The organism is Bacteroidota bacterium (assembly GCA_016706255.1).
In the GTDB taxonomy this organism is placed as follows: Bacteria; Bacteroidota; Bacteroidia; order Chitinophagales; family BACL12; genus UBA7236.
On the sequence record JADJJZ010000003.1, the window covers coordinates 1,315,467 to 1,327,485 of the forward strand.

A 12,019-nucleotide genomic window follows, 5' to 3' on the forward strand; every position below is an offset into this window, starting at 1 on the left:
TTTATAATTCAGCTAAAAACGCCATCGTATCTATATGATCGGCATAATCGCTTAAGCCGGGAAATTGTGTTTTCCCAAATGGTGTATTACCCGGCGCGCTTGCAACAACACATTGTAAATCCGCAGAAATTTGTTCAATTTTTTGGGCGAGATTTTCTTTTGTGTAATACGTTTCGCAATACAATAATGAGAGTGGCGAAAATAATTGTTCATTATCCAACAACATATAAAAATCGTTGGTTAGATAATCAGTTGAGTTTAACATTAAAAGTGCACGATTGTAATCGTAATTATTGCTATACTTCGTATTTTCAGTTACATAACGATAATCTTCCCAAAGGCGGAATAAATTTTGCTTATCGTAATTTTCAGGAATAAAAACCTTGCCTACATTTCGACAACCTAATCCGTAATAATAAAAAACATCTTTACCCAAATTATACAATTCTTCATCTGATTCATCACCGGTTAATATGGCAATCGAAGTTCTGTTTTTGCGAATGATATGCGGATATTTCCCAAAATAATATTCGAAATAACGCGACGAATTATTACTTCCTGTTGCAATCACCGCATCAAAATTTTCCAATTTTTCAACGAACTGTATTTGTGATTCAAAAACAGGGTCTAGTTTTACCAGCTCCTTTTTCAGCCAGGGAAAAAAGAACATATCTTTTGAACTCAGTTTCACCTGAGCAAAATGGCCGCTTACCAGCACACAAATTAAATCGTGCATACCCACAAAAGGGACATTTCCGGCCAAAACCAGACCAATCGTTTTTTGGGAAGCCGGTTTAGGATATGCGGACGCCCATAGCATCAAATCAGCTTCGTTTAGCATGTTTTCGCTGATGCTATTCAGCATGCGTTGGGTTTCAGCAGGTGTAAACCAGGGATTATGTATTTCAGTGCGATGCAAAACCGCAAGCAATTCAGCATCCGGATTTTTAATTTTTTGGCCAAATACGGCCAACGACGAAATAACCCGTTTTGTATCCATTTGAACAGTATTCATAATCGGCTGTAAAATTACATCAACAAAACGGGAGACGATAACCGAAAGGGGAGGTCTTTATTTAGAATGATTATAAATTTTGCTTATATTAACGGTCTATTTTGAAATATCCTTTCACTGCCTCTATATTTGGGCACTCAAAAAAAGAATAAAAATTATGGCGATTCATATTACGTCCGACTGTATTAACTGTGGAGCTTGCGAGCCCGAATGTCCAAACAATGCAATTTATGAAGGTGGTGTAGAATGGGCTTTTGCCGACGGAACTACCGTAAAAGGTGCTGTAACCATGTTAGATGGAACAACCATGGATGCAGACCAGAAAAATGCTCCAGTAGCAGATGATATTTATTATATCGTTCCTGACAAATGTACCGAATGCCAGGGTTTCCACGAAGAACCGCAATGCGCGGCTGTTTGCCCGGTTGATTGTTGCCTTCCTGACCCTGATCATGTTGAATCTGAAGAACAATTGTTGGCAAAAAAAGCAAAAATGCATATTTGATTGCCCAAATATTATAGTGTATTGCGCCATTCATTCGAGTGGCGCTTTTTTTTTGCAGGTATGTAGAATTGTGCACAAATCAGATACTTCTGAATTCACCTTTTCCGTTAATTTGCTGCAAATTTGAGTATGAAAAAGAATGTGGCCGTTATTTGCGGCGGATATACGGCAGAACGTAATATTTCTCTTGGCAGCGGTGATGTAGTTACACGCAATCTGGATGCTGAAAAATACAATATTTATAAAGTATTGGTAAACACCGATGGTTGTTATGTGCAACCCGAAAATACCCGCGTAAATATGAGCGATTTCAGCTTTGAACAAGGTGGAAATAAAATAAAATTCGACCTCGTTTTTAACGCAATTCATGGTTCTCCGGGTGAAGATGGTCGCATTCAGGGATATTTCGACATGTTGAATATTCCTTATAACAACTGTGGTTCCGCAACCTCAGCACTAACTTTTAATAAAGTCTGGACAAAAAAAGTATTAGCCGGCGCAACTAGCATGGCAAAAGGAAAATTGCTAAAAAAATCGGATGCACAATTAAATGCATCGATTCAGGAAATAATTTCAACGTTTCAACTCCCTGTGTTTGTTAAACCAAATAACAATGGTTCCAGCTATGGTATTTCGAAGCTGAAAACCTTCGACACACTTGCTGATGCTGTTTCTGAATCGTTTAAATATGATGAAGAGGTTTTGGTGGAAGAAGGTATTACCGGCACCGAAGTTACCTGCGGCGTTTACCGTTATAAAGGGGAGATCATCGTGTTGCCTTTGTGTGAAGTAGTTTCCGGCAAACATGAATTTTTTGATTACACGGCAAAGTATGTGGCCGGTGAAAGTGATGAAATTATTCCTGCTCGCATACCGCAAACAGAAGCAGATAAAGTGGCAGCAACATCCGCAAATATTTACAGATTACTTAATTGTAAAGGTGTTGTTCGCATCGATTATATCATCAGCAATGGTGAACCACATTTTCTTGAAGTGAATACCGTTCCCGGTATTAGTGAAGCCAGTATTGTGCCCAAAATGGCTATTGCATCCGGGTTAACATTACAGGCATTTTTTGACCGTTTACTGGAGGAAGCTTCCGCAGGATGAATTTTACCCGACGTTTCCTGTTTTTTCAATTAAATTTGCGACAATCCTGATGGGAAAATCAAAGCAACCTTCGTCTGATAGTCCCGGAATATGGCGCTTTTTAACAAGCAAAATATTCTGGCTGAATGTGTTTGCAGCAATAGTTGCAATAATTGCCCTGTTATGGGGTACTTTGTTTTTTGTACAACAATATTCCCGCCATGGCGAAAGTCAGACCGTTCCAAACCTGATTGGCAAAACCACGCTGGAAGCCATGCAGGAACTGGATAATCTTGATTTGGAATACGCAGTTATGGATTCCACCTTCGATCCGGATGAACGCCCGCTTTCAGTAATTAGCCAGGATCCTATCCCTGATTCAAAAGTGAAAAGTGGAAGAACTATTTATGTGACGATTAACATGACTACGGCACCAAAAACCGAAATCCCGCGTTTTGAGGTTGGTACCAGTTATATCAGCGTTCGTGAAATTTTGGAAAGTCATGGGTTAAAAGTGGGTGATATCATTTATAAACCCTTCGAATACAAGGATGTATATCTGGATATGAAAGTGCATGGCGACCGAAAATCGCTCAAACCGGGCAGTTTTATACCAAAAGGAACCAAAATTGACCTGATTTTAGGGAATGGACTCGGTGATACAAAAATTGGAATACCGGACCTTACAGGGCTGACATATCTTGAAGCTATTAACCTCATTCAGTTAAAAGAATTGTCGGTGGGAACTGTTATTGCTAGTGGTACAATTAAGGATAGTGCAGATGCGTTAGTGTTCAAACAATTTCCAACCGCAGGTAACGAAAAAACGGTTAATTTAGGGTCTATGGTAGATATCTGGATTACCGATGACCCGGATGCCATCATAAATGAGGATGAGTTGGATAATTAATAAAATAATATTATCAGAAATACTTTTTCATGAAAAAATTATTATTACTTCTATTTATAAGTAGTGTGGTGCATGTAGCTTTTAGTCAGGAAGTTCTTTCTCCCCTTAAATACAATACTGCATTATTTAATCAAAAATCATTAGGCGGCAGCAGAAGTGTGGTTGAAAACAGAGATACGTTATGTATCCCATTTATTGATGATTTTTCAGGTAGTTTAATTGTGATTGATGAATCGTTAACAGATTGTGGTGATACTATTGAACATATTGCGTCAGCTATTTATCCATCGTCATTATTTTGGGCAGATAGTAATGCATTTGTAAACAAAACATATCCGGCTTTGCCACCAACTTACGGTGTGGTAACGTTAGATGGTTTAAATAAATACGGCAAACCTTATAACGAAGGTTCAAGTTTTGATAAAGCAGATGAATTAACATCTAAACCCATAAACCTTGCCGACCCAACTGATTCGGTGTATTTAAGTTTTTATGTTCAGCCGGGTGGATTTGGCGAATTTCCAAATACCGAAGATTCTATAATTCTCGATTTTAAAGATGTTGATGGTAATTGGGTGAAACAATGGTATGCGGTAAATACTTTAGGAAATGATCCGCAATCATTTAAATTAATTATGGTGCCTGTTGAAGACAGTTATTTTTATAACGGATTTACTTTTCGTTTCCGCAACTGGGCAGGTGTAAACGGCAACAATGATCACTGGAATATCGATTATGTTTTGTTGGATGATGAACGCACTTATAACGATACCTTATTTCGCGACGTGGCAATTGTGTATACACCGGAACGTTATTTGAAAAATTATCGTCAGATGCCATGGAATCAATTTAAAAATCACCAATCTGCTGAACTGGCATTTGATCATGGTGTATTTATGTATAATAATTTTAATGCCATTATTAATACTTCGCATCAGTATTCAGTTGTAGAAAAATATAGTGGAGATGTAGTTGTTGCGCCAACTACGCCGGTTTCGGTTAACCTGAATCCTGCATCGTTGGCATATAATAGTTATCCGTCGTTTGAAATACCAGGAGGCACTACCGGATTTGACAATGATAGTTTAACCATCAGATTTAATTATAATATTACACCTTCAGGCGATATTAATTCACGCAATGATACAATTGTGCATGATCAGGCATTTTATAATTATTTTGCATATGATGATGGCACCGCAGAACGTGCTTATGCATTAGTTGGAACCGGTGCTAAATTAGCCATACATTTTCACGCCAACGAACCAGATACGCTGAAAGAAGTTTACATTCACTGGGCTTATGTGGATGGTAATAAAGGTAATTTGTTTTTCAGTTTAGTAGTGTGGGATCAAATTGATACCACATTGGCTTCTGCAGATGAAAATATTATTTTCCAAAACGATTTTCTTACCCCTAAATATGTTGATTCAATTAATGGATTTTACGTTTACAAATTAGTCGACTTTTTAGGCAACCCTACACCTGTTGTTGTTGATGGCGATTTTTATGTGGGCTGGTTACAAACACAAGATGAATTTTTAAACGTTGGTTTTGATGTAAATAACGATTTTAGTGATGATGTATATTTTAATGTTGGCGGAAGCTGGCAGCAATCATCGTTAAACGGTGCCATTATGATTCGTCCGCGCGTTGGTGGCGATTATTCAGTTTATAATCCAATCGTTAACAACAAACCTGAGATTGCTACAATACAAGTGTATCCTAATCCGGCAACCTCCGTTTTACATATTGATACAGCATTACAAGGGAATATTAATTATACCATTTTTGACCAATCCGGGCGAATTGTGCTGAATGAAAATACAGCTTCGCGGCAGTTAGATATTGCAAATTTGAGCAGTGGATTTTACATTTTGAAAGTGAACGATTTGCAAACCGGAAATGTTATGATGGGGAAATTTATTAAAGAATAAAAAATGCTCCTTTCAGGCGGAGCGCATTAGCTTAACCAATACTCAAATTAATTACTTACATGGACATTACTGTTGAAGAATTAAAAGCACGCATGGACACCGGTGAAGATTTATTTATCATCGACGTGCGTGAACCACATGAATACGAAGAATTTAATATCGGCGGACAATTAATACCACTTGCCACACTGCCAATGAAAATGTATGATTTTGATGAGGATAAGGACAGAGAAATAATAATTCATTGCCGTTCAGGTATGCGCAGTAATACCGGAAAAGCATTACTGGTTGCATCAGGGTTTACGAATGTAAAAAATGTAATTGGTGGTATGCTGGAATGGCAAAGTAAGTTTGGCTCCAAATGACCAAACCCGAAAGGCAAATAATTTTTTTTGATGGTGTTTGCAATTTATGCAACAGCAGCGTTCAAAAAATATTAAAAAACGACAAACGCGGTAAATACCATTTTGCTTCTTTACAATCGGATTTTACGCAACAGTTTTTTAAAGAGAAACAATATCAGCCTAAAGCGGAAAGTATTATCTTATACAACGGAAAAAATTTTTACCATAAATCAGCCGCCGTTTTGCGGGTGGCGGGTAATTTGAGATTTCCGTATCCAATGTTAAGTGTCTTGCGCATTTTTCCGCCGGTTATCAGTAATATGGTATATGATTTTGTAGCACGCAATCGCTACCGCTGGTTTGGAAAAAGAGAAAGCTGCATGATTCCCGAACCCCGCTGGAAGCAACGTTTTGTCGACCAAAACTGAGTTGATTTGTAGCATCCTGTTTTATCCGCTAATTTTACCACAACGATGCGTACCGTTTATCTGTTTGTGTTATTAGGTAGTTTGATGTTATTGCTTACTTATTGTAATAATGACAATAAGTCTGCAGATAGCGACTCGCCCTATCTCAACCAAAACGATACCGTTCAATATGTAGGCATGGAAACCTGTAAACTTTGTCATGCCGATAAACACGCAACATTTATTCATACCGGCATGGGCAAAAGTTTCGACCGGGCAACACACAGTAAAAGTGCTGCAACTTTTGATGCGCATGCTGTAGTGTATGATTCCATAAATAATTTTTACTACAAACCATTTTGGCGGAATGATACCTTGATGATAAAGGAGTATCGCCTTGCCGGAAAAGATACCATTCATCAAAGAACGGAAGCCATAGATTATATTATTGGCAGCGGGCAACATACCAATTCGCATTTGATGAACATTAACGGATATATTTATCAGGCACCAATCACATTTTACACGCAAAAAAGACAATGGGATTTAGCGCCCGGAATGGAAAATGGTTTTAATTCGCGCTTCAGCAGAATAATTACCGCCGAATGTATGACCTGTCACAATGGTTTGCCTGAGTTGGTTGCCGGTTCTGTAAATAAATACAATAAAATACCTTCAGGCATAGATTGTGAACGTTGTCACGGACCCGGAAGTTTGCATGTTGCACGCGTGAGTAATAATATTCTTGTTGATACTGCAAATGCAATTGATTACAGTATTGTAAATCCGAAAAAATTATCGGTGGAATTACAAAATGAGTTGTGTATGCGTTGCCATTTGCAGGGTGTAAATGTGTTAAATGAACATGCCGGATTTTTTGATTTTAAACCGGGCGATAAAATAAATGAGCACTGGAATATTTTTCTTCCAAAATTTGATGGGAAAAATGATAAGTTTTTAATGGCATCGCAGGCAGACAGGATGGTGCAGTCGAAGTGTTATATTGAAACTAAACAATTAAGCTGTATCACCTGCCATAACCCACATTTAACCGTAAAAGAAACACCCGTAGCACAATTTAATGCGCCTTGCAAAAATTGTCATCTCCCCAACAAAAACGACTGCAAAGCAACTGTTGCAGTGCGATTAGCGGCGCAGGATAATTGTAGTGGTTGTCATATCCCAAAATCAGGTGCTATCGATATTCCACACGTTTCAATATCAGATCATAAAATTCAAATTCCGGGAAAACAGGAAACAGAACGCGATGGTAAATTTATCGGGTTAGTATGTCTAACAACAGAAAAACCTGAACCACTTTTAATGGCAAGAGGTTATTTACATTATTTTGAATCATTTAATAATGATAAACAATTACTCGACAGTGCGAAAAGTTATTTGAATAAAGTAAAAGATAAAAATGATAGTTACCGCAGTGTATTAATACATTATTATTACATGTTGAATGATTTCAAAAATATAGTTGCGACAGAAAAAAGTATTAAATCAAAATCGGATATTGATGCTTGGACGGCTTATCGGATAGGGGAGGCGTTTCAGGCGCAAAATGATTATGCAGGAGCGGTAAATTATTTTGCCCTTGCCGTTAAAGCAGAACAATACAATCTTGATTATAATTTTAAATTGGCCACAGCACAAATTTTTAACGGAAATGTGAAGGAAGCAGAACGACTGTATCGATTTGTTATTGCTGAAAATCCTACTTATCAGAAAGCATGGAATAATTTGGGTGTGTTGCTAGCCGGAAAGGCAAAATATGATGAAGCGGAGCAGTGTTTGTTAAAAGCAGTCGCTTTGGATCCTGATTATACCTTATCACGGATAAAGTTGGCCGAATTATATATTGCCACCCGACAGCGGACAAAAGCCCGTGAGCAGGTTACTTTTTTAGAAAAATATTATCCCCAACTGCCGGAGGTATCACAGCTAACTCTACAACTTCGCAGTATATAATTAACTTTGCCATCAGAAACACGGTAGATGAAATTTATTTCGGCAAAATTCCAGAGCACCTTAACCAAGAAATACCGCGATTTTGTTGCCTTTACTCAACGAACCAGCTTACCCGGTTTCGATGGTATTCCGATTTACGATGTGATTACCTTTTTTCGTCAGGAGATTAAGCGCGACCAGTTACCTGTAAGGGCTTCGGCTATTTCATTTAATTTCCTGCTCGCTGTTTTTCCTTCCATCATCTTTTTATTTACCCTCATTCCCTACATACCCATTAGCGGATTGGATGTGAGTATTCATAAATTTTTTAAAGATGTAATGCCGGAAAGCGGATATGTATTTCTTGAATCAACAATCAACAGCATTACAACTATTAAACGCAGTGGTTTATTATCACTCGGTTTTTTATTGGCATTTTATTTCTCAACCAATGGTGTAAGAATGATTTTGTTGACATTTAATAAAAATCATCCGCTATATGCCCGACGCAATTTTTGGAGAAATAGGTTTGCATCATTCCGACTGACATTTTATTTATTTATGCTGTTTATAGCATCTATTATTCTTATCATTACAGGCGATGTTTTTGTAGAATGGTTTGGCGGTTTAATAAATTGGGAAGATGCAACAGGTCGGGTCTTTTTAACGATCTTTCAATACATCGTAATTTTATTATTATTTTTTCTAGGCATATCACTTATTTATTACTACGGTCCGGCTTCCAAACATCGCTGGCGTTTTATAACACCAGGCGCATCATTTGCAACCGTTTTTTCAATTGCCACTTCACTCGGTTTTGGATATCTCGCCAACAACTTTATTAGTTACAACGAAGTATATGGTTCAATCGGAACCTTAATTGTGTTGATGATTTGGATTAATCTAAACTCACTGGTTTTACTTGTTGGCTTTGAAATTAATAACAGTATTGATGTGAACAGGATATTGAGACAGAAAGGAGACGAAGTGGGCAATTAGCAAATTGGTTAATTAGCAAATTAGCCGATTAGCAAAGTAGCAAATGGGTCCAAGAAGGAAATGATTCAACAAAATTTGAATTTTATCGTTAAAATTAATTAGTGCTCAAATTAGACAGAGGCTAATTTGCCAATTCATGAAAAAATTAGCGAATATTGTACTTGTAACTCAAAATTCAACCATCAGCTAATTTGCTAATCAGCTAATTATCTAATTAAATACTCAAACTGTCAATCAAACTCAAAACTAAACCATCAGCTAATCAGCTAATTTGCTAATTAGCTAATCAAAACTATGCAACTCTACTACCTAGCCACCTGTTCCACTTGTGCGAGAATTATGAAAGATTTGAAAGTAAGTAAATACAACTTTCGATTACAGGATATTAAAACAGAGCCCATTACACCGAAGCAATTAGATGAAATGGTTAAACTTGCCGGTTCGTATGAGGCGTTGTTTAGTCGCGTGGCATTAAAATACCGTTCATTGGGATTGAATAATATGCAGCTTACTGAAAAAGATTACCGCAAATATATTCTCGAAGAATACACTTTTTTAAAGCGACCGGTATTTATCATCAACAACAAAATTTATATCGGAAACGCACCCAAGAATGTCGAAGCAGTGGCAGCAGCGTTAAAGGCTGTCAAATAAGAATTTTTTGTTAAATCACGCACTTTCCTTTGGATATGGATTGCTTGTTTTGTGGTTTTGAAGAATAGTTTTAAATTTATCATTCAAAACCCGATAGTATGCTTAAATATTTTACTCCTCTACTCCTCATTTGCACACTTAATTCAACACCGGCCCACGCTGCAAAACCAATTTTAGCCGATGGCGATAACTGTGGCAGTGCAGTTCCTGTTACTGAAGGAACTTACACGGCTCCGAATCCTGATTACTGGTATATTTTTGAAGTTCCTGTCACCGGAACCTACCTGATCAGCACCTGCGACTTAGGAAATACCTGCGATACACGATTATATGTGTATGATCATTGTGCAGGCCTGATTCCTACTGAATTAGCGGAGGGAACTATGTCGTACAACGACGATTATTGTGCTACGCAATCACAAATTACAACAGTATTGGTTGCGGGAGATGAAGTATATATTCGAATTGGCGATAAAGACACTGATTGTGCCGGAGAGCCTATAGGTTGGTCGCTTGCATATGCAGGAGTGCCAATAGGATGTACCGATGAATATGCTTGTAACTACTCACCTTTAGCGATTGATGATGATGGTTCATGTATTTACCCCGGCAACCCTGATTGCCCGTCAGGACCGGATTTAGTTTTAGACCCAACTTATTTTGATGGTGATATCGGACCTGATTGGGGAGATGATTTCCAAATTGGAACTATTGATGCAGATGCTTGGGATAACGCATGTTATATAGATGAAGGATCGTTAACCGGTCCCGGAATCAGAACAATTATTCGTTTCGGAATTAAAATTGATAACCAGGGCGATGAAGATTACCATATCGGAACCGCTGCTGAAAATCCTTACCTCGTATTTGACCCTTGTCACGGACATACCCATTATGTAGATTACGGTGAATATCTGTTATATGATTCAGTTGGAACCGAAATTCCGGTTGGTCATAAAAATGGTTTCGCTGTTATGGATTTATGCGGGATTGGCGGTTATAATGGCGCAGATATGGGTATATCTGCAGGATGTTATGATGCATATGGTTTAGGAACCGGCGGTCAGTGGATCGATGTTACTGATGTGCCTAACGGAACTTATACATTTGTTGCAAGAGTTAATTGGGATAACCATCCGGATATAGATGGCAGGGTTGAAACAAATCTTGCAAACAACTGGCGTTCGCGCTGTATCACCATTTCAAGAGATGTTGATGGTGTTATTTCTGCTGAAATGGCTGCCGATTGTGCAACATTTATTGATTGTTTAGGTGAAATTTGGGGTGATGCCATGATAGATTGCGAAGGCAATTGTAACGGATGGCATCATTTGGGTGATGTGAATGAAGATTCAACGCGTGCAATGGATGATGTTGACATTTATGTAAATGATATTTTAGATAATACCATAATTGCTGAAATGTGTAACGATGCCAATAATGATGGTGATATAGATGTAGTAGATGCTGCATTGGTGATGGGTTGTGCAAACGAAGGTTTAGGATATGTGCATGAAGCCGATTTATGTTCATTACCACAAACCATGTTTAACAATGCTGATACAGTAACTTATAGTATTGGTTCTGTAAATGATGCTTTCCATTATCTAGATATTTATAGTTTAAATCCGAGCTCAAGAATTTTGGCTGCTCAATTTGAAATGGAAGGTTTAACCATTGATTCGGTGCAGAATTTATGTCCTGAAACTTTCGGAACAAACTACACATTAACTTATACCGATGATGAAGTAATTGCGTTAGGACATAATGAAGTGCCTTATCAGGTACATCATGAGCCGATACCAACCTTCCGTATTTTTTATACAACTACTTATCCTGCTGAAATATGTATTAAACGTTTTACAGCAGCCGTAAATGAAAATTTTGAAGAAGTGGTAACACAAATGGCCAATAACTGTGTAACGCTTGATGCTACCGGAGTTCAGGCTTACAGTTCGAATGTAATGAACGTTACTATCCAGCCAAATCCATTCAGCAATAGTGCAGTTTTAAACTTCGATAATGCTACTAATGCTGCATATACATTAGAATTGAGCGATTTAAATGGTAACATTATCAGAACATATACAGTTAATAGTGGTTCTGTAACAATTAATCGCGCTGAACTTGCTGCAGGTGTTTATGTTTACCGTTTAACAGGTGGTAAAACAACACAAAGTGGTAAGTTTATCATTCAATAAAAAAG

Annotated in this window: 11 protein-coding genes; 10 read left to right on the plus strand and 1 reads right to left on the minus strand. The window is 37.7% G+C overall.

What is annotated here, in order from left to right; all coding sequences use genetic code 11:
- Window position 1 precedes the first annotated feature (1 nt).
- A complete protein-coding gene (locus tag IPI65_07590; protein MBK7441379.1) occupies window positions 2-1,015 on the minus strand; it encodes an acyl-CoA reductase in 1,014 nt (337 codons plus the stop codon).
- Window positions 1,016-1,172: 157 nt separating this feature from the next.
- Between IPI65_07590 and IPI65_07595 the strand changes: the two genes are divergently transcribed.
- From IPI65_07595 to IPI65_07640, 10 genes are all read left to right on the plus strand, one after another.
- The gene (locus IPI65_07595; GenBank protein MBK7441380.1) at window positions 1,173-1,520 is read left to right on the plus strand and encodes a 4Fe-4S dicluster domain-containing protein; all 348 of its coding nucleotides are present in this window, start codon (window positions 1,173-1,175) and stop codon (window positions 1,518-1,520) included.
- Between the two features lie 129 nt (window positions 1,521-1,649).
- A complete protein-coding gene (locus IPI65_07600; protein MBK7441381.1) occupies window positions 1,650-2,630 on the plus strand; it encodes a D-alanine--D-alanine ligase in 981 nt (326 codons plus the stop codon).
- Window positions 2,631-2,679: 49 nt separating this feature from the next.
- On the plus strand, window positions 2,680-3,519 hold the full coding sequence (locus IPI65_07605) for a PASTA domain-containing protein (GenBank protein MBK7441382.1): 840 nt from the start codon (window positions 2,680-2,682) through the stop codon (window positions 3,517-3,519).
- A gap of 29 nt (window positions 3,520-3,548) precedes the next feature.
- A complete protein-coding gene (locus IPI65_07610; protein ID MBK7441383.1) occupies window positions 3,549-5,456 on the plus strand; it encodes a T9SS type A sorting domain-containing protein in 1,908 nt (635 codons plus the stop codon).
- 59 nt (window positions 5,457-5,515) lie between these two features.
- Entirely contained in the window at window positions 5,516-5,821 is a 306-nt protein-coding gene (locus IPI65_07615) for a rhodanese-like domain-containing protein (GenBank protein ID MBK7441384.1), read from the plus strand.
- The gene (locus IPI65_07620; GenBank protein MBK7441385.1) at window positions 5,818-6,228 is read left to right on the plus strand and encodes a DUF393 domain-containing protein; all 411 of its coding nucleotides are present in this window, start codon (window positions 5,818-5,820) and stop codon (window positions 6,226-6,228) included. The genes IPI65_07615 and IPI65_07620 overlap by 4 nt, the downstream gene beginning before the upstream one ends.
- 45 nt (window positions 6,229-6,273) lie before the next feature.
- Window positions 6,274-8,181, plus strand: a complete 1,908-nt coding sequence (locus IPI65_07625; protein MBK7441386.1) for a tetratricopeptide repeat protein — start codon at window positions 6,274-6,276, stop codon at window positions 8,179-8,181.
- A 27-nt stretch (window positions 8,182-8,208) separates the two neighbouring features.
- Window positions 8,209-9,159, plus strand: a complete 951-nt coding sequence (locus IPI65_07630) for a YihY/virulence factor BrkB family protein (GenBank protein ID MBK7441387.1) — start codon at window positions 8,209-8,211, stop codon at window positions 9,157-9,159.
- Between the two features lie 294 nt (window positions 9,160-9,453).
- Window positions 9,454-9,813 (plus strand): hypothetical protein, encoded by a 360-nt coding sequence (locus IPI65_07635; protein ID MBK7441388.1) that lies wholly within the window; start codon window positions 9,454-9,456, stop codon window positions 9,811-9,813.
- A 98-nt stretch (window positions 9,814-9,911) separates the two neighbouring features.
- A complete protein-coding gene (locus tag IPI65_07640) occupies window positions 9,912-12,014 on the plus strand; it encodes a T9SS type A sorting domain-containing protein (GenBank protein ID MBK7441389.1) in 2,103 nt (700 codons plus the stop codon).
- Window positions 12,015-12,019: the final 5 nt, after the last annotated feature.